The following is an 18,796-nucleotide window of genomic DNA, read 5'->3' on the forward strand; positions in this document are numbered from 1 at the left end:
TCCGGATCAATCCTGACGGCGCGCGTCGAGCGCCAAGCGGGCCGCGTCACGGTCCATCTCGTCCGCCTTGGCGGGTAGGCTGGCGGAGAGGGCGACCAGTTCGGCGTCGGTGACGCGGTTGCCGCGCGCGCGGTTCTCGGCGATCTGGCGGGCGCGGTAGGCGGGATCGCGAAGGCGCACGGCTTCCGCTCGCAGGTCCTGCGCGCCCTTGCGCATCTGTTCGGCGCCCAGGGCCATCTGGCGGCGGGCGTCCACGCGGGCGCTGGCGGCCTGAAGCCGGGCCTGTTCGCCCATGCGCCGCGCCTTTTCGCCTTCGACGCGGGCCTGGGCGGCGTTGGCGCGCGCCTGGGCGCCGGCGAGGCGGGCGATTTCCGCCCGGGAGCGGCTTTCTTCGGCCCGGGTTCGGGCTTGGTCGGCGCCGCGACGGGCGATCTCGGCCTGGGCGCGGTTTTCATCGGCTCGGGCTCGGGCTTGGTCGGCGCCGCGACGGGCTTCGTCAGCGCGGGCGCGGGCCTGATCGGCTTGGGCGCGGGCGTCGGCCGCGGCGCGTTCCGCTTCGGGGGAGGGGGCGCCCCTGTAGGTGTAGGTGTAGCTTGAGCTGAAGATGGGCGGCGCAGGCGGAGCAGGCGGGGGCGAGACGACCATCGACGGGGGCGTGGGCGGTTCCGGCGGGGCAGGCGGGGGCGGGGGCTCAGGCGCTTCAGGCGGCGGGGGCGGACTGGCCCAGTCCTGACGGCTCAGCTCCAGGGCGGCCAGGGGCGTTGCGACGGCGGCGAGGGTGGCGACGGTCAGGGCGACGGTCAGCGGACGACGGCGGGCGTTTTTGTTCGACATGATGCAGGCGATCCTTGTCTTCAGGGTGCGGGCGTCGGCGGCCATGGGGCTGGCGGCGCAGGGAATGGGGCGGGGGACGGGATGCGCGGCCAGGCGGACCAGGGCGCGGGCGTAGACCTGACGGTCCACGGTGGTCAGGGCGTCGGCGTCGGCGGCCTCTTCGGAACGGGCGACCAGGTCGAGGTGCAGGGCCCAGACCAGGGGATTGAACCAGAACAGGGCCAGGCTGAGCCGCGACAGGACCAGGAAGACCCAGTCCTTGCGCCGCAGATGGGCCAGCTCGTGGGCGAGGATGGCGGGGGCGGCCTGGCGTTCGGCCAGGCTGGCCGGATCGACCAGGATGACGCCGGGCGATGCGCCCCAGCTGAGCGGGCCCGACAGCCGGTCGTTGGCGATCAGGCGCGGCGCTCGGCCGGTGGTCTGGGTCTCCAGCGCGGTGCGCCAGGCGGAGCATTTGACCGGGCGGCCTTCCTGGGTCCAGCGGTCCAGGGTGTGCAGGCCCAAGAGCAGCCGTCCGGCGACCGCCGCGACGCCGATCAGCCAGATCAGGCCGACGATCAGGGCGGGGGTGGGCCAGGGCAGGGCGCCGGAGATCTCGACTCCGGCGACGGGGCCGACCTCGCCCTCCCACATGGGAAGGGTTTGCGGCGTCACGAGGGGCTCGGCGGCGGGCAGAAGCGCCAGTTCCAGCGACGGCAGGACCGCCATGATCACCGGCAGGGCCAGCAACAGACAGGTCACGCCGCGCAGGATGCCGACCCGGTCGACCGGCCGTTGGGCCAGAAGCCGCGAACAGGCCAGGCCGGCGCCGGCGATCAGGCTGGACTTGACCAAAAGGGAAAGGAGAAGGGCCCAGGTCACGACTCGCGCTCCACGGATTCGTCGATGATGCGTTCGAGGGCGGCGGCCTCTTGCGGCGTCAGCTTCTGGCCCAGGCCCAGCAGGGCGGTGGCGGCGCTGGCGGCCGAGCCGGCGAAGAAGGTGTCGATCATCCGCTGCAGGGCGCCGGCGGCGACCGCCTCGGTGCGCTGGACCGGGCTGTAGACATAGCCGTCGGGGCCAGGGGCGCGTTCGATCAGACCCTTGGCCTCCAGCCGCGACAGCAGGGTGCGGACGGCGGAGTCGCTGATCGGGTCGGACAGGGCGTTGCGGACGGCGGCGGCGGCGCCTTTCTCGAGCCGACACAGGGTCTCGAAGACCTCGCGTTCGCGGCGGGGCAGGGATTCGATCATGAGGCTGTTCCCGTGGCTGTTGGCGTTACACCTGTAGCGCTACATGCGTAGCGGATTGGGGCGGGAATGAGGCGGGGGGGATGAACTCGCGGTAGGGTGGGGTGCTCTCTCACCTCCCCGTCGGCGAAGGCCGACGGGGAGGACAGGCGGGAGCGTCAGCGAGCGCCAGGAGGGGGCGACTCGGTGTCAGAAGCGGGCGTGGTCATCACCACCGTCGGAGTCGCCCCCGCCTGGTCGCAAGCGCGACCTGTCCTCCCCACGCGCCTTCGCGCGCGTGGAGGTGAAGGCTAGAGCGAAACCTCGCGGCCCTCGGCGGCGCTGCGGAGACCCGCGTCGAGGATGCGCATGACGGTCAGGGCCTGGTCGACGGGGACGGGCGGCGGGCCTTCGCCGCGGATGGCGTCGCGGACGGCGGCGTAGAAGGCGGGGTAGTCGCCGCGTTCGGGCGCAGGGGTGGTGCGGCGAGTTTGGCCGTCGATCTGTTGGGTCAGGACGCCGGGCGACGGGTCGAGGCCCCAGTCGGGGTGGCCGGGGCGCAGGCCCCCCTTGGACTGGCTCTCCTGGGCGTCGAGGCCGTGTTTGATGAAGCTGCCGCCTGTGCCGTGGACGACGTAGCGGAGGCTGGCCTCGGCGGCGAGGTGGCTCATGTTCAGGATGACGCGCAGCCGGTCGTAGCGCAGCAGGACGTGGGCGTAGTCGATGGCGGTCGCGCCGTGTCGCTGGGCCTGGAGGTCGGCGTAGACGGCCAGGGGCGGGCCGAACAGCTGGACCGCCTGGTCGATCAGGTGCGGGCCCAGGTCGGCCCAGACGCCGCCGTCGCGCTGGTCCTTCCAGCGGTCGGTGACGGTGGGGCGGAAGCGGTCGTAGTGGCTTTCGAACACGGCGATCTCGCCCAGTTCGCCCTGGTCGATCAGACGGCGCAGGGTCAGGAAGTCGGCGTCCCAGCGCCGGTTCTGGAAGACGCTGAACACGCCGGGCGCATCGGTCGCGACGGCGGCGACGGCTTGCGCGTCGGCCAGGGTGGCGGCGAAGGGCTTGTCCACCACCACCGACTTGCCGGCCTGAAGCGCGGCGATCGACTGTTCGGCGTGCAGGGCGTCGGGGGTGGCGACGACGATCAGGCCGATGTCGTCGCGGGCGAGCGCGGCGTCCAGGTTGGGCAGGACATCGACGTCCGGCAGGTCGGCGTGGACCGCATCCGGGCGTGACGAGACGACGGCGGTCAGGGTCAGGCCGGGGGTCGCCGCGATCAGGGGGGCGTGGAAGGTCTGGCCCGCCAGGCCGTAGCCGACGACGGCGACGCCGATGGGTGCGTGTGAGGTCATGCCCCGATCAATAGCGGTCCGGGCGCGGGCCATCCAGCACATAGGGCACCACCCCGCGCTCGTTCTCGGGCACGTGCAGGGCGCGGTCCAGGGGCGGGAAGGCGCGCTGGGTGCAGTCGGTGCGCTCGCAGATGCGGCAGCTGACGCCGATCCGGGCGGCGGGGCCGTTCAGGTCCAGACCGGCGGCATAGACCAGGGATCCGGCGTGCTCGACCTCGCAGCCCAGGGACAGGGCGTAGCGGCGGTCGTTGGCCAGGTAGGAGCCGCTGGGCTTGGACACGGAGCGTGCAATGGAGATGTAGCGCGAGCCGTCGGGCATCTCGGCCAGCTGCACCCCGATCCGGTCGGGCGTGGCGAAGGCTTCGTGCACGTTCCACAGGGGGCAGGCGCCGCCGAAGCGGGCGAACTGGAAGCGCGTCGCGCTGTGCCGCTTGGTGATGTTGCCGGCCATGTCGACCCGGGCGAAATAGAAGGGCACGCCGCGCCAGCCGGGCCGTTGCAGGGTCGAGAGCCGGTGGCAGACCTGTTCGAAACTGACCTGGAAGCGGGTGCGAAGGCGGTCGATGTCGTGCTTCTCGGCCCGCGCCGCCTCGAGGAAGGCGCGGTAGGGCAGCAGAAGCGCGCCGGCGGCGTAGTTGGCCAGGCCGACGCGGGCCACGTCGCGCGCGGCCTGGGTGCGGAAGGCGGCCTGGTCCAGCTCGGTCTCGATCAGGTCGCGGAAGGACAACAGGGCCAGCTGGTGGGCCAGCTGGAACGACCGGGTCGCGCCGGGCCGCCAGGCGTCGAGGGTCAGCACCCGGTTGGCCGGATCATAGCGGCGCAGGGCCTCCTGACCCGCGACATAGACGGTGCGGACGCCGTGCCGGTCGGCCAGCAGGGTCTCCAGCGCGCGTTCGATCGGGCCGTCCTGGGGGACCGCCGCCGCCAGGGCCTCGGCCGCCGTGTCGAGGCTGTCGACGTAGTTGTCGCGGTAGTGGAAGAAGTCGCGGACCTCCTCATAGGGCAGCAGGGCGACGCGGGCGCCCAGTTCGTCGCGGCCCAGGGTGTCGTCCAGCGCCTTCACCCGCTCGTCCAGCTGGCGGAAGGCCTGGTGCAGGGCCAGGAACTGATGGGCCAGGCGAGGGGTGTTGGCGACGGCCTGTTTCAGCTCGGCCGCGGTCGGGGGCTCGGCCCCGCCGCTGACCGGGCCGGCGATGTCGGTGGTGGCCTCGCGCAGGTCGGCGATCAGGCGGGCGTCGCCCTCCAGGTCGAACAGGCTGGCGTCGATATGGAAGGCGCGGGTCAGGGCGATCAGGACGCGGGCGGTGGCCGGGCGCTGATTGGTCTCGATCTGCGACAGGTACGACGGCGACAGGCCCAGACGTTCGGCGCAGGCCTCCAGCGTCCAGCCGCGCGCCTCGCGCAGCTTGCGCAGCTTCGCGCCCAGGAAAAGCTTCTCAGCCATTCGCAAGTTTGCAGTTCATCGTCGCCGCCTTTGCAAGTCCGCGCAGTTCCGCACCTTTTGCAAAGTTGCGTTTGCCATTTTGCGATGAAGCCGCCACTCCTTGCCGTTCGAACACAAGGCCGAAACCGATCATGACTCAAGCCATCCTTGAAGAACTGGAGCGCCGTCGCGCCGCCGCCAAACTGGGCGGTGGGGAAAAGCGTATCGCCGCCCAGCACGCCAAGGGCAAGCTGACGGCGCGCGAACGCATCGACGTTCTGCTGGACGAGGGCTCCTTCGAGGAGACCGACATGTTCGTGGAGCACCGCAGCCACGACTTCGGCATGCAGGATCAGCGCATCCCCGGCGACGGAGTGGTGACGGGGCGCGGCACCATCGGCGGGCGGCTGGTCTATGTCTTCTCCAAGGATTTCACGGTGTTCGGCGGCAGCCTGTCGGGGGCCCATGCGGCCAAGATCGTCAAGCTGCAGAAGATGGCCCTGACGACCGGCGCGCCGATCATCGGCCTGTTCGACGCCGGGGGCGCGCGGATTCAGGAGGGGGTCGAGAGCCTGGCCGGATACGCCGACATCTTCCTGCAGAACACCCTGGCCAGCGGCGTCATCCCCCAGATCAGCGTGATCATGGGGCCGTGCGCGGGCGGCGACGTCTATTCGCCGGCCATCACCGACTTCATCTTCATGGTGAAGGACACGAGCTACATGTACGTGACCGGCCCCGATGTGGTGAAGACCGTCACCAACGAGGTCGTCAGCCACGAGGACCTGGGCGGGGCGCGGGTCCATGCGGGCAAGTCGGGCGTGGCGGACGGGGCGTTCGAGAACGACCTGGAGGCCCTGTCGGAGGTGCGCCGCCTGATCGGCTTCCTGCCGCTGTCGAACCGCGAAAAGCCGCCGGTGCGCGAGAGCTATGACGAGCCCGAGCGGGACGAGCCGTCGCTGGACACCCTGATCCCGGCCAATCCGAACCAGCCCTATGACATGAAGGAGCTGATCCTGAAGGTGGTCGACGAGGCCGACTTCTTCGAGATCGGGGCCGACTTCGCCAAGAACATCATCTGCGGCTTCGGCCGGCTGGACGGTCAGACGGTCGGCATCGTCGCCAACCAGCCCCAGGTGCTGGCGGGCGTGCTGGACATCGATTCAAGCCGCAAGGCCGCGCGGTTCGTGCGCTTCTGCGACGCCTTCGACATTCCGATCGTCACCTTCGTGGACGTGCCGGGCTTCATGCCGGGGACCAAGCAGGAGTACGGCGCCCTGATCAAACACGGGGCCAAGCTGCTGTTCGCCTATGCCGAGGCGACGGTGCCGAAACTGACCCTGATCACGCGCAAGGCCTATGGCGGCGCCTATGATGTGATGAGTTCGAAACACCTGCGCGGCGACGTCAACTACGCCTGGCCCACCGCCGAGATCGCGGTCATGGGCGCCAAGGGGGCGGTCGAGATCATCTTCCGCAAGGAGGCCGGCGATCCGGCGGCCCTGGCCGCGCGCGAGGCGGAGTACAAGGACCGGTTCGCCAATCCGTTCGTGGCGGCGGGCCTGGGCTATATCGACGACGTCATCATGCCGCATGGGACGCGGCGGCGGTTGGTGAAGGCGCTGCGGACGCTGAAGAACAAGGTCCAGGAGAACCCCTGGAAGAAGCACGATAATATTCCGCTGTGATGGCTATTCGAGTTCTGCGTACGGATCGTAGCTTGATGAGTACGATGTCGCCCCTCCACCCGCCCATGGTCGTGCCTCAAACTCGAATTCTGAGGAGCAGGTGAAACACTTATGGATGAAAAGCTCACCATGTCGGCTCGCCTGCGTCTTTTGGACGAAGGACTTCTTTCGATCAGAAAAGCAGTTCGGACAAAGGTAATGATCTGGCTCGCCCCGATTCGTTTTGAGGCCGTAAAGCACCACGCCTTTTCCAACCTGCTTCAATGCGTAGTGCGTGGCTTCAGCGTCCCACGAATTGGTGGCTTCGATTTCAGCCTGCAACGCTCGTATGGTTTGCTTCAACTCATCTCGTTCAGCTCTCGCAATCGTGGCGTCCTCCTGCGCTTGAAGGATTATGCGATTGAGTTCGATCACTCGCGTTTGGATGATTGTTTGGTCTCTCACGCCAATGAGTGATTTTGCGATGTCTATTGCGGTCTTAAGGCCGCCCAGGGCCAACGGAATGTCTGTCATGGCAACCTCCGAGTTGTTCACTCTATGTTCCCGCCTAGTTTTCGCCTTTGTCAAGCGCGCGCCGAAGTCCTCTGGGGAAAACCCCATGGATGAGATCACGCAGAAAGACTGACCATGTTCTCCAAAATCCTCATCGCCAACCGGGGCGAGATCGCGGTTCGGATCATCAAGACCTGCCGCCGCATGGGCATCCAGACCGTGCAGGTCTATTCGGAGGCCGACGCCGGGTCGTTGGCGGTCGAGATGGCTGACGAGGCGGTGCTGATCGGGCCGGCGCCGGCGGCGCAGTCCTATTTGCTGGCGGACAAGATCGTCGAGGCGGTGCGCCAGACGGGGGCGCAGGCGGTGCATCCGGGCTTTGGGTTCCTGAGCGAGAACGCCGGGTTCGCGCGGCGGCTGAGGGACGAGGGGATCGCCTTCATCGGGCCGAACCCCGAGGCCATCGAGGCTATGGGCGACAAGATCAGCTCCAAGAAGCTGGCGGCCGAGGCGGGGGTCTCGACCGTGCCGGGGCATATGGGGCTGATCGAGACGCCGGAGGAGGCGGTCAGGATCGCCAACGAGATCGGCTATCCGATCATGATCAAGGCCAGCGCCGGGGGCGGCGGCAAGGGCATCCGCGTGGCCCATTCGGACGCCGACATGGCCGAGGGGTTTGCGGCGGTGAAGGCCGAGGCGCTGAACGCCTTCGGCGACGACCGGGTCTTCCTGGAGAAGTTCATCATCGACCCGCGCCACATCGAGATCCAGGTGCTGGGCGACAAGCACGGCCATGTGGTCCACCTGTTCGAGCGCGAATGTTCGATCCAGCGCCGCAACCAGAAGGTCATCGAGGAGGCGCCCTCGCCCCTGCTGGACGAGGCCACCCGCGCCGCCATGGGGGCGCAGGCCGTCGCCCTGGCCCAGGCGGTCAACTATGACAGCGCCGGCACGGTCGAGTTTGTCGCCGGTCAGGACAAGAGCTTCTACTTCCTGGAGATGAACACCCGGCTGCAGGTCGAGCATCCGGTGACGGAGCTGATCACCGGGGTCGATCTGGTCGAACAGATGATCCGTTCGGCCTGGGGTGAAAAACTGGCCTTCGAGCAGAAGGACCTGAAGATCGACGGCTGGGCCATCGAGAGCCGGATCTATGCCGAGGACCCGTATCGCGGCTTCCTGCCGTCCATCGGGCGGCTGGTCCGATACGAGCAGCCCGAAGAAGGCGATCAGGGGGATTACACGGTCAGGAACGATTCCGGCGTCCGCGAGGGCGACGAGATCAGCATGTTCTACGACCCGATGATCGCCAAACTGTGCGCCTGGGGCGAGACGCGCGAGGACGCGGTGACGGGCATGGCCCGGGCGCTGGAGGACATCCATCTGTCGGGCCTGGGGCATAATGTGCCCTTCCTGGCGGCGGTGATGGACCAGGACCGGTTCAAGTCGGGCAATCTGTCGACCAGCTATATCAAGGACGAGTTCCCGGACGGCTTCCACGGCCTGCGCCCGACGGTGGAGCAGGAGCGGATCCTGATCGCCTCGGCCCTGGCCATGCACGAGGTCATCGCCGAACAGGACGGCGATCCGTCGGACCGCACCGACTGGATCGTGATGATCGACAAGACGCCGCACGGGGTCGGCCTGTCCTACGATGAGGACGAGGAGATGATCCTGACCCTGACGGGCGGGGGCGACATCCGCCTGTCGGACATCGACTGGCGGCCGGGTCTGGCCCAGTTCAAGGCCGAGCTGGACGGCGAGGCCTTCACCGCCGAGGTCAAACGCGTCGCCGACGGCTTTGATATTCGTCACCGGGCGGCGCGGGCTCGGGTTCGGGTGATGCGGCCGCATGTCGCGGAACTGTATGCGCGCCTGCCGGAGAAGGCGGTGGCGGATACGTCGAAGATGGTGCTGTCGCCGATGCCGGGGCTGGTGGTGTCCATCCCCGTCGTGGTGGGCCAGGAGGTCAAGACCGGCGAGACGGTGGCGATCATCGAGGCGATGAAGATGCAGAACATCCTGAAGGCGGAGCGCGACGGGGTGGTGAAGGCGGTGGGGGCCAAGGACGGGGATCCGGTGGCGGCGGATGATGTGCTGGTGGAGTTCGGGTGATGACCGCCCTTCTCTTCTTTCGTCATCCTCCGGCAAGCCGCGCCTTCGCGGCGCAGACCGGGGGACCCAGCGGCGCGCGTGAGCGCGAAACTGTCGCGGATTCGGTCTTCAAACATCGTGCGGCTGAACCATTTCGCCTTCGGCGCCGCTGGGTTCCGGGTCTCCGCTGCGCTACGCCCGGAATGACGAAAGAAGAAGGGGGGGCGGCCGCGTGAGCTTCCCCACACCCACCCCCCTCGAATGGCGCGAGTCCGCCCAGAAGGCGCTGAAGGATCGGCCGATCGAGTCCTTGATGCATCTCGACGCCGACCAACTGGTGACGCGGCCGCTGTATGCGGGCGCGACGGGCGTGCAGCCGATCTTCGCCCCGCGTCCGTCGGACTCCGAAGGCCGGGCCTGGGATTTGCGGACCCTGGTCGAGGGGGATGATCCCGAGGCGGTGAACGCCGCCGTCCTGACCGATCTGGAGAACGGCGCGGCCTCGGTGGTGCTGAAGGGGCGGGTGCTGGCGGATTCCGCGCCCTTGGGCCGGGCGCTGGAAGGCGTGGCGTTGGAGCTGGCGCCGGTGGCGCTGGATGCGGGGATCGACGGGCCGGATGCGGCCAACGCCCTGGCGGTCGTGGCCAAGGGGTCGCCGCGCGCCCAGCTGAGATTCCACATGGACCCGGTCTCGGCCTTCGCCGAGGCGGGCGGGGCGCCGCGTTCGGTCGAAGAGCATCTGAGTCTGGCGGCCAATACGGCGGCGCGGCATGCGGGGGCCTATCCCGACGCGAGCTTCTTCATGGCCAGCGGACGCGTGGCGCATGAGGCGGGCGGATCGGCGGCGCAGGAGCTGGCCTTTGCGGCCTCAAGCGTCGTGGCCCATGCGAAGGCGGCTGTGGACGCCGGGATGTCGGTCGAGGCGGCTTTGCGCGGCACGGTCGTCGGCCTGTCGGTCGATGCGGAATATTTCGACAGCCTGGCCAAGGTGCGGGCCATGCGGCTGATCTGGGCGGGGCTGACGCGAGCCTTCGGGGTCGAGGCGCCGGCCGTGATCGAGGCGCGGTCGTCGCGGCGGATGCTGGCGGCGCGCGATCCCTGGCCCAATCTGCTGCGGCTGACGGCGGCGGGGTTTGCGGGCGCGGTGGGGGGCGCGGATGTGGTGGTGCTGGAGGGCTTCACCCGCGCGACCGGGCGGTCCGACGCCTTTGCTCGGCGGCAGGCGAGGAATACCCAGCTGGTGCTGATGGAGGAGGCCAACCTGGGCCGGGTCGATGATCCGGCGGCGGGGAGCTGGTATCTGGACGCCCGGACGCGGGATCTGGCCGAGGCGGGCTGGGCCGAGTTCCAGATGATCGAGGCCGAGGGCGGTCTGGTCGAGGCCCTGAAGGGGTCGGTGATCCAGCCCCGCATCGCCCGCGCCCGCGCCCTGCGCGAGGCGGCCCTGGCGAACGGCGCGGCCCAGATCATCGGCGTGACCAAATATGTGGACGCGGACGTGCGGCCGGCCCCGGTCGAGGCGGCTGACGCGGCGCCGTCGCCGGTCGAGCGGGTGTGCGAACCCTTGAGCCCGATCCGCTTCGCTGCGGCCTTTGAGGAGGCGGCGCAATGAGTTTCCCTGACTTCAGCAAAATCGCCCTGAGTCTCGACGCGACAGGGCAAGGGCCGACGCGGGACCCGTGGCTGACGCCCGAGGGGCTGACCGTGGCGACTGCCTACGGCGCAGAGGCGCTGGAGGGGCTGGCGCACCAGGACGGCCTGCCGGGGTTCGCGCCCTTCGTGCGCGGGCCCTATCCGACCATGTATGCGGGCAATCCCTGGACCATCCGCCAGTACGCCGGTTTCTCGACCGCCGAGGAGTCGAACGCCTTCTATCGTCGCAATCTGGCGGCGGGTCAGAAGGGGCTGAGCATCGCCTTCGATCTGGCGACGCATCGGGGCTATGACAGCGACCACCCGCGGGTGAAGGGCGACGTCGGCATGGCCGGCGTGGCCATCGACAGCATCTATGACATGCGGACCCTGTTCGACGGGATCCCGCTGGACCAGATGTCGGTGTCGATGACGATGAACGGGGCGGTGCTGCCGATCCTGGCTCTTTACGTCGTCGCGGCCGAGGAGCAAGGCGTGCCGCATGCGGCCCTAACCGGGACCATTCAGAACGACATTCTGAAGGAGTTCATGGTTCGGAACACCTACATATATCCGCCCGAGCCCTCGATGCGGATCATCGCCGACATCTTCGCCTGGACGGCGCAGGAGACGCCGAAGTTCAATTCGATCTCGATCAGCGGCTATCACATGCAGGAGGCGGGGGCCTCGGCGGATATCGAGCTGGCCTATACGCTGGCGGACGGGATCGAATATCTGCGGGCGGGCGTCGCGGCGGGCATGCCGATCGACCGGTTCGCGCCGCGGCTGAGCTTCTTCTGGGCCATCGGCATGAATTATTTCATGGAGGTGGCCAAGATGCGGGCCGGCCGCCTGCTGTGGGCCGAGGCGGTGCGGAAAGAGGGCGGGGTCGATCCCAAGTCGTTGAGCCTGCGCGCCCACTGCCAGACCTCCGGCTGGAGCCTGGCGGCCCAGGACGTGTTCAACAATGTGCCGCGCACCATGGTCGAGGCCATGGCGGCGGCGGGCGGCCAGACGCAGAGCCTGCACACCAACGCCCTGGACGAGGCCCTGGCGCTTCCGACCGACTTCTCGGCCCGGATCGCGCGCAACACCCAGATCCTGCTGCAGTCGGAGACGGGGCTGACGCGGGTCATCGATCCGTGGGGCGGCAGCTTCTATGTCGAGCGGCTGACGCACGAACTGGCCGAACGGGCGCGGGCGCATATGGCCGAGGTCGAGGCCCTGGGCGGCATGGCCAAGGCGATCGAGGCCGGGATTCCCAAGCTGAGGATCGAGGAGTCCGCCGCCAAAACCCAGGCCCGGATCGACACCGGCCAGCAGACGGTGGTGGGGGTGAACAAATATCTGAACCCCGTCGTCGACGATATTCCGATGCTGAAGGTCGATAATGCGGCGGTGCTGGCGGCCCAGATCGACAAGCTGAAACGGCTGCGGGCCGAGCGGGACCCGGCGGCGACCGATGCGGCGCTGGAGGCGCTGACGAACGGGGCGCGGGGAACCGCCAATCTGCTGGAGCTGGCGGTGCAGGCCGCGCGGGCCAAGGCGACGGTGGGGGAGATCTCCGATGCGCTGGAGGCCGCTTTCGGCCGCCATGTGGCGACGGTGCAGACCGTGTCGGGCGTCTACGCCAAGGAGGCCGGCGCCGATCCCCGCTTCGCCCGCGCCCGCGAGATGGTGGCGACCTTCGTCGAGAACGACGGCGGGCCGCCGCGCATCCTGATCGCCAAGCTTGGGCAGGACGGGCACGACCGGGGCCAGAAGGTGGTCGCCACCGGATACGGCGACCTGGGCTTCGACGTCACCGCCGGAGCCCTGTTCCAGACCCCGGCCGAGGCGGCGCGCGATGCGGTGGACAAGGGGGTTCATGCGGTGGGGGCCTCGTCCCTGGCGGCTGGCCACCTGACCCTGGTGCCGGAACTGAAGGCCGAGCTGGCGCGGCTGGGGCGGCCGGACATCATGATCGTGGTCGGGGGGGTGATCCCGCCGTCGGACGTCCAGCCCCTGCTCGATATGGGGGCCGCCGCCGTCTATCTGCCCGGTTCGGCCATCGCCGACACGGCGGTGGACCTGATCGAGAAACTGAACCAGCGCCTGGGTTACGCCCAGCCTGCGCCACCAAATCACAAGAGGGGGGAGACCGCATGATCGGCGCCCTGAATCATGTCGGGGTCGCGACCCCGTCCATCGCGGACTCGATCAAACTGTATCGCGACATTCTGGGCGCGACCAAGATCGGCGAGCCCTTCGACCTGCCGGCGCAGGGGGTGAAGGTCTGTTTCATCGACACCCCGACGGCCCAGATCGAGCTGATCGAACCCTATGACGACACCAGCCCGATCGTCGGCTTCCTGGCCAAGAACCCCAAGGGCGGCCAGCACCACGTCTGTTTCGAGGTGGCCGACATCCACGCCGCCGTCGCCGAGATGCGGGCCAAGGGGGTGACCATCCTGGGCACGGGCGAGCCGCGCATCGGGGCGCACGGGACGCCGGTCGTCTTCCTGCACCCGCGCGGCATGGGCGGGGTGCTGATCGAGCTGATGGAGACGCCGAAAGGCGACCATTGAGGTTCGACTGCGGAGCCTTTCGCCAGCTTAGCCGTTGGATCACCGAACGGGAGAGATTTCACCATGATGCGCCGCCTGACCGCCTTCGTCGCGATCGCCGCCCTGACGGGAGTCTCCGCCTGCCAACAGGCGGAGCCTGAGCAGCCGACTGCTCCGGTCGAGCCCCAGCCGGCGCCCGCGTCGGCCGCTCCGGCTGTCGGCTACGCTTGCGAGAGCGGGGCGATGGTCGAGGCGCGGTATCCCGACACGGCCACGGCGCAGCTGGCCTACAAGGGTCAGACCTATGATCTGCGCTCGGTCGAGGCGGCCAGCGGCGCCCGCTATGTCGGCTCGGGCGTCGAATGGTGGACCGCCCCCCGCGACGGCCAGGAGCGCGCGACCCTGAGCCGCCTCGGCCCCAACGAGGAGGTCGGGGTGGAGGTGCTGGAACAATGCGCGCGGCCGGTGGCGACTGCGGCGCCCGTCTCGCCGGTTCCGCAAGTCCTGCCGGGCCAGACGACCACGCCGGCGCCGGGCGGTGTCCTGCCTGCGTCCACGCCCTGCAAGGGGCCGCAGCTGAAACTGGCGGCCGAAGGCGGCGACGCCGGGGCGGGCAATCGGGTGCGCAACTTCAGCCTCCAGAACCTCGGCGCCCAGGCCTGCAGCCTGACCGGTTATCCGGGCGTGACCCTGCTGGACGCGCAGGGGCGGCCCCTGACCACGATCCGCGCCGACCAGAGCCCCGGCAGCTATTTCCGTCAGGGCCAAGCGCCGGCGCCGGTCGAACTGGCGCCCCGGGCCAAGGCCTATTTCGAGGTGGCGTGGAACGTCGTGCCGGACGAGACGATGCAGAAGACCTGTCCGAGCGCGGCGACCCTACGGGTCACGGCGCCGAACGATACGGCGGCGGTCAGCCTGGCCTTCGCCTTCCAGCCCTGCGGCGGCAAGGTCCGCGTCAGCCCGATCCGGGCCGAGGCGGATCCCGAGATGGCGACCTAAGACGGGTGGAATCCCGGTCGAAATCGGCGTAGGTCGCGGCCCATGACCCAGAGCTTCTACGACCGCGTCGCCGGCGAACTGACCGAGATCGACGCCCAGGGCCTGACCAAGCCCGAACGCATCATCGCCTCGCGCCAGGGACCGGTGATCCAGGTCGCCGGCCGCGACGTGCTGAACTTCTGCGCCAACAACTATCTGGGCCTGGCGGGCGACGAGCGTGTCGTCCAGGCCGGGATCGCCGCGCAGCAGAAGTGGGGCGCGGGCACCGCCTCGGTCCGCTTCATCTGCGGCACGCTGGAGATCCACAAGGAGCTTGAAGCCGCCATCGCCGGCTATCTGGGTTTCGAGGACGCCATTCTGTTCGCCGCCGCCTTCGACGCCAACGGCGGCCTGTTCGAACCCCTGCTGGGCGACAACGACGCCATCGTCTCCGACAGCCTGAACCACGCCTCGATCATCGACGGGGTGCGGCTGTGCAAGGCCAAACGCTATCGCTTCGCCAACTCGGACATGGATGAGCTGGAAAGCCGGCTGAAGGAGGCGCGCGAGGCCGGCGCCCGCGACATCATCATCGCCACCGACGGCGCCTTCTCGATGGACGGCTATATCGCCAAACTGGACGAGATCCGGGCGCTGGCCGACAGGTACGACGCCCTGATCATGGTGGACGACTGTCACGCCACCGGCTTCCTGGGCCCGCAAGGCAAGGGCTCCTTCGCCCACCACGGCGTCGAGGTGGACTTCGTCACCGGCACCTTCGGCAAGGCCCTGGGCGGCGCCATGGGCGGCTTCATCTGTGCGAAGAAGCCGGTGGTCGAACTGCTGAAGCAGCGGGCGCGGCCCTATCTGTTCTCCAACGCCCTGGCGCCGGCGGTGTGCGGATCGAGCCTGGAGGCCATCCGTATCGCTCAAGGGGCGGAGGGCGACGCCCTGCGCACCCGGTTGTCGGCCAACGCCCACCGCTATCGCATGGCCATGACCGATGCGGGCTTCGACCTGCTGAACGGCGAACATCCGATCATCCCTGTCATGCTGGGCGACGCCAAACTGGCCCAAGATTTCGCAGCGCGCGCGTTGGAGCTGGGCGTCTATGTGATCGGCTTTTCCTTCCCCGTCGTGCCGCGCGGCCAGGCCCGCATCCGCACCCAGATGTCGGCGGCGCATAGCTTCGACCAGATCGACCGCACGGTGGCGGCGTTTACGCAGGCGGGACGAGAACTGGGCGTCATTTAGCCCTCTTCGCGCGCCATCGACGAAGAACAAGCGGTGAGGAGGCGTGGGGCCTCAGCCGCGGGCTTCGGAACAAGCCGAGGCCATGATTTCAGGGAGTTGAGACTATGACCGACACGATGAAAGCCCTGGCCAAGACCGCCCCGGGCGTCGGCCTGGAACTGATCGACGCGCCGATCCCTGAGGCGGGACCGGAAGACGTGCTGATCCGGGTGCACCGCACCGCCGTCTGCGGCACCGACATCCATATCTGGAACTGGGACGAATGGTCCCAGAAGAACGTCCCGACCCCGATGATCACCGGCCACGAGTTCGCCGGCGAGATCGTCGCCGTCGGCAAGGACGTGGATCGCCCGCTGAAGATCGGCCAGCGCGTCTCGGCCGAGGGGCATGTCATCGACCTGAACTCCGAAGCGGCCCGCGCCGGTCATTTCCACCTGGACCCCAAGACGCGCGGCATCGGCGTGAACCGCCAGGGCGCCTTCGCCGAGTTCGTCGTGGCGCCGGCCTTCAACGTGATCGAACTGCCCGACGACGTGCCCTATGAGATCGGCTCGATCCTGGACCCGTTCGGCAATGCGGTGCACACGGCGCAGCAGTTCGACCTGCTGGGTGAGGACGTCCTGGTCACCGGCGCCGGCCCCATCGGCATGATGGCCGCTGCCGTGGCCCGTCATGCCGGGGCGCGCACCGTGGTCCTGACCGATATCAACGACTTCCGGCTGGAGCTGGCGCAGAAGGTGGCGCCGGGCGTGCGCACCGTGAACACGACCAAGGAAGACATCCACGACGTGATGAAGGAACTGGGCCTGAAGGTCGGCTTCGACGTGGCGCTGGAGATGTCGGGCTCGCCCATCGCCTTCAGACAGTGCGTCGATACCCTGATCATGGGCGGCGGCATGGCCATGCTGGGCATTCCCGGCAAACCCATGGAGACCGACTGGGGCGCGATCATCCTGAAGGCCCTGACCATCAAGGGCGTCTATGGCCGCGAGATGTTCACCACCTGGCGCAAGATGCTGGGCCTGCTGAAGGCTGGCCTGGACCTGAGCCCGCTGATCACCCACCGGCTGGACTATGCCGACTATCGCGAAGGCTTCGAGGCGATGAAGTCGGGCCAGTCGGGCAAGGTGGTGTTGAACTGGGACAAGGCGGCCTGAGGCTTTGGCTCACTTCCCCATTCGCGTAGGCGAATGGGGAGGACCGGTCGCGCAGCGACCAGGAGGGGGCGACTCCGATAGTGGTGATGACCGATCCAGCTTCAGAAACCGAGTCGCCCCCTCCTGGCGCTCGCTGACGCGATCGCCTGTCCTCCCCGCGCGCCTTCGCGCGCGGGGAGGTGAAGTCGCCCCTCAGTTCGCCTTGCGGATCAGTTCGTCGGCCAGGGCGGCGGTCAGATAGCCGTCGGCGATGCGGCCGTTGGCCTGTTGCCAGCGGCGCAGCGCCGTGCGCGTGTTGGTTCCGATGACCCCGTCGACCCCTTGAGTGTCATAGCCCAGTCGCGTCAGGGCTGACTGGGCGCCGATCCGCTGTTCGCGCGACATGGAGGCGTCGTTGGGCCAGGCCTTGGTGAGGCCGGGCTTGCCCATGATCCCGTCCGCCGTCAGGCCGATGGCCAGGGCGTAGGAGACCGAGTTGTTGTAGCGCCGGATCACATAATGGTTCGGCAGGGCCAGGAAGGCCGGGCCGTTGGCGCCCTGGGGCAGCAGGATGGTCGCCTCTTCCAGCGCCTCGGCGCCGTTCGGCGTGCCGCCCTGGGCCAGGCGCACGCCCCTGGCCGCCCAGTGGGCCCAGTTGTGTTTCGGCCCCTCGGCCTCGGCGTAGTTGAAGCCTGCGGGCAGGACGACTTCGTAGCCCCAGCCCTGGCCGCGCTTCCAGCCGGCCTGGGCCAGCAGATTGGCGGCGGAGGCCAGGGCGTCCGCGTCGTCGCCCCAGATGTCGACCTTGCCGTCGCCGTCCTGGTCGACGCCCAGGCGCAGATAGTTGTCGGGCATGAACTGGGTCTGGCCCATGGCCCCGGCCCAGCTGCCTTTCAGGCCCGCGCGTTCGCGCCGGCCGTCCACGACGATGTCCAGCGCGTCCTTCAGCTGGGCCTCGGCCCAGTCGCGGCGGCGGCCGTCATAGGCCAGGGTCGCCAGCGAGCGGATGACGTCATAGTCGCCCTGAACCTGACCGAAGGCGCTTTCCTGGGCCCAGACCCCGACCAGGATCTCGGACGGCACGCCGAAGCGCTGGACCACCGGCCACGGCACGCGGTCGATCCGCTGCTTGGCCTGGGCGATTCGCACCGGCGTCACCGCATTCTGGATATAGGCGCCGGCGGGCTTGGAGAATTCGGGCTGATTGCGGTCCAGCCGCACGACCGAGGCGTCGGGCGTCAGCCCGGCCAGTTCGCGTTCGTAGTCGGCGCGACGGCCCCCGCCCTTGCGCGCCAGGAATCCCTGTTTCCAGCCTTCGAAACCCTGCTGGTCATAGGCGGCCAGGGGCGGCGTCTGGGGCGCGGGCGTCGGCGCCGCGACGGGCGCGCCCGGGTCAGGCGTCGGCGTCGGCAAATTGACGGGCGGCTCGGGCAGCATCGGCGCGCAGGCGGCGACACAGCAGATGAGGAGTAGGCGATAGGAAAAGCGCATGAGATTCAGACTACAGCCCCCGAGGTAATAGGTGAAATGACATCCGCGCGAATGACTTTCACGCGCCACAAAGCGCCTGTGGCGCGAAAGCGGCGCCGGGAGACTCCCCTATTGACGTCGTTAACCCTCAATTTCATCGACGCGCTAACGAACTGCGGCGTATTGGCGCAGGGTCCTCTGACGGCCTGATGGCGGAGTGGCGACGCGACGGGCGTGCAACCCCGGAAACCCTCCGTTCGACTCGGAGGTCAGGCCTCCATCTTCTTTTTGGTGCTATCGCCCTTCGGGCTGCTTGAGCACATGATTTTGGGTGCTATCGCGCTTTACGCTACTTAAGCACGGGTCGGGGATCGCCGCGCCGGGCAGGCGGGGATTGGGTTTTCCGTGCATTTGCCTTGTAGCGGGTTGACCTTCTCCGGACCGCTCTCTATACGACCGCCTCCGCCGCGATCCGACCGGATCAGCGGCTTTCTTATTGGCTTCTCTCAGGACGTCCGACCATGAAGGTCCGCAGCTCGCTCAAGTCCCTGAAGACCCGTCACCGCGACTGCAAGGTCGTGCGTCGCAAGGGCGTCGTCTTCGTCATCAACAAGACCGACCCGCGCTTCAAGGCGAAGCAGGGCTAAGCTGCGTTCGCGGCGCGCCGCTTGGGCGGCGTGCGCACGCAGGGC

General features: G+C 68.6%; 16 protein-coding genes and 1 tRNA gene. 10 read left to right on the forward strand and 7 right to left on the reverse strand.

What is annotated here, in order from left to right; all coding sequences use genetic code 11:
- Positions 1 to 6: 6 nt before the first annotated feature.
- The 5 genes from ACW18C_RS04595 to ACW18C_RS04615 all read right to left on the reverse strand — a co-directional run bounded on the left by ACW18C_RS04595 (position 7) and on the right by ACW18C_RS04615 (position 4,968).
- Positions 7 to 1,695 carry a M56 family metallopeptidase gene (locus ACW18C_RS04595; protein WP_492073059.1) on the reverse strand — a complete coding sequence of 563 codons (1,689 nt, stop codon included), beginning with the start codon at positions 1,693 to 1,695 and terminating at the stop codon, positions 7 to 9.
- The gene (locus tag ACW18C_RS04600; protein ID WP_492027651.1) at positions 1,692 to 2,066 is read right to left on the reverse strand and encodes a BlaI/MecI/CopY family transcriptional regulator; all 375 of its coding nucleotides are present in this window, start codon (positions 2,064 to 2,066) and stop codon (positions 1,692 to 1,694) included. Before ACW18C_RS04600 ends, ACW18C_RS04595 begins: the two co-directional genes overlap by 4 nt.
- A 287-nt stretch (positions 2,067 to 2,353) precedes the next feature.
- On the reverse strand, positions 2,354 to 3,391 hold the full coding sequence (locus ACW18C_RS04605) for an oxidoreductase (RefSeq protein WP_492073061.1): 1,038 nt from the start codon (positions 3,389 to 3,391) through the stop codon (positions 2,354 to 2,356).
- Between the two features lie 7 nt (positions 3,392 to 3,398).
- A complete protein-coding gene (locus ACW18C_RS04610; RefSeq protein WP_008261034.1) occupies positions 3,399 to 4,835 on the reverse strand; it encodes a helix-turn-helix domain-containing protein in 1,437 nt (478 codons plus the stop codon).
- Positions 4,828 to 4,968: a hypothetical protein gene (locus tag ACW18C_RS04615; protein WP_154726651.1), complete on the reverse strand. Its 141-nt coding sequence runs from the start codon at positions 4,966 to 4,968 to the stop codon at positions 4,828 to 4,830. The genes ACW18C_RS04610 and ACW18C_RS04615 overlap by 8 nt, the downstream gene beginning before the upstream one ends.
- Between ACW18C_RS04615 and ACW18C_RS04620 the strand changes: the two genes are divergently transcribed.
- On the forward strand, positions 4,967 to 6,502 hold the full coding sequence (locus ACW18C_RS04620) for an acyl-CoA carboxylase subunit beta (protein ID WP_492073063.1): 1,536 nt from the start codon (positions 4,967 to 4,969) through the stop codon (positions 6,500 to 6,502). The two genes, ACW18C_RS04615 and ACW18C_RS04620, sit on opposite strands and share 2 nt — an antisense overlap.
- Positions 6,503 to 6,505: 3 nt before the next feature.
- Here ACW18C_RS04620 and ACW18C_RS04625 read toward each other — a convergent pair whose 3' ends face one another.
- A complete protein-coding gene (locus ACW18C_RS04625; protein ID WP_155988091.1) occupies positions 6,506 to 7,015 on the reverse strand; it encodes a hypothetical protein in 510 nt (169 codons plus the stop codon).
- 114 nt (positions 7,016 to 7,129) lie between these two features.
- Here ACW18C_RS04625 and ACW18C_RS04630 point away from each other — a divergent pair, with 114 nt between their 5' ends.
- The 7 genes from ACW18C_RS04630 (at position 7,130) to tdh (ending at position 16,655) form a co-directional block, all read left to right on the forward strand.
- On the forward strand, positions 7,130 to 9,109 hold the full coding sequence (locus ACW18C_RS04630; protein ID WP_492073064.1) for an acetyl-CoA carboxylase biotin carboxylase subunit: 1,980 nt from the start codon (positions 7,130 to 7,132) through the stop codon (positions 9,107 to 9,109).
- A 211-nt stretch (positions 9,110 to 9,320) separates the two neighbouring features.
- The gene (locus ACW18C_RS04635) at positions 9,321 to 10,700 is read left to right on the forward strand and encodes a methylmalonyl-CoA mutase family protein (RefSeq protein WP_492073065.1); all 1,380 of its coding nucleotides are present in this window, start codon (positions 9,321 to 9,323) and stop codon (positions 10,698 to 10,700) included.
- Positions 10,697 to 12,868 (forward strand): methylmalonyl-CoA mutase, encoded by a 2,172-nt coding sequence (scpA, locus tag ACW18C_RS04640; RefSeq protein ID WP_492073066.1) that lies wholly within the window; start codon positions 10,697 to 10,699, stop codon positions 12,866 to 12,868. The genes ACW18C_RS04635 and scpA overlap by 4 nt, the downstream gene beginning before the upstream one ends.
- Entirely contained in the window at positions 12,865 to 13,287 is a 423-nt protein-coding gene (mce, locus tag ACW18C_RS04645; RefSeq protein WP_492073067.1) for a methylmalonyl-CoA epimerase, read from the forward strand. The genes scpA and mce overlap by 4 nt, the downstream gene beginning before the upstream one ends.
- 63 nt (positions 13,288 to 13,350) lie before the next feature.
- The gene (locus ACW18C_RS04650; RefSeq protein ID WP_492073069.1) at positions 13,351 to 14,265 is read left to right on the forward strand and encodes a DUF4232 domain-containing protein; all 915 of its coding nucleotides are present in this window, start codon (positions 13,351 to 13,353) and stop codon (positions 14,263 to 14,265) included.
- A gap of 42 nt (positions 14,266 to 14,307) precedes the next feature.
- Positions 14,308 to 15,498 carry a glycine C-acetyltransferase gene (locus ACW18C_RS04655; protein WP_492073072.1) on the forward strand — a complete coding sequence of 397 codons (1,191 nt, stop codon included), beginning with the start codon at positions 14,308 to 14,310 and terminating at the stop codon, positions 15,496 to 15,498.
- A gap of 104 nt (positions 15,499 to 15,602) precedes the next feature.
- The gene (tdh, locus tag ACW18C_RS04660; protein ID WP_008258650.1) at positions 15,603 to 16,655 is read left to right on the forward strand and encodes an L-threonine 3-dehydrogenase; all 1,053 of its coding nucleotides are present in this window, start codon (positions 15,603 to 15,605) and stop codon (positions 16,653 to 16,655) included.
- Positions 16,656 to 16,847: 192 nt separating this feature from the next.
- Here tdh and ACW18C_RS04665 read toward each other — a convergent pair whose 3' ends face one another.
- Positions 16,848 to 18,125: a lytic murein transglycosylase gene (locus ACW18C_RS04665; protein ID WP_492073073.1), complete on the reverse strand. Its 1,278-nt coding sequence runs from the start codon at positions 18,123 to 18,125 to the stop codon at positions 16,848 to 16,850.
- 182 nt (positions 18,126 to 18,307) lie between these two features.
- On the opposite strand from ACW18C_RS04665, the gene ACW18C_RS04670 reads away from it, so the two are divergent.
- Positions 18,308 to 18,384: transfer RNA gene (locus ACW18C_RS04670), tRNA-Ala, on the forward strand.
- A gap of 241 nt (positions 18,385 to 18,625) precedes the next feature.
- Positions 18,626 to 18,751, forward strand: coding sequence for a type B 50S ribosomal protein L36 (ykgO, locus tag ACW18C_RS04675; protein WP_008263184.1), 126 nt, complete (start codon positions 18,626 to 18,628; stop codon positions 18,749 to 18,751).
- Positions 18,752 to 18,796: the final 45 nt, after the last annotated feature.

This window comes from Brevundimonas sp. FV1ye7S (assembly GCF_058680995.1).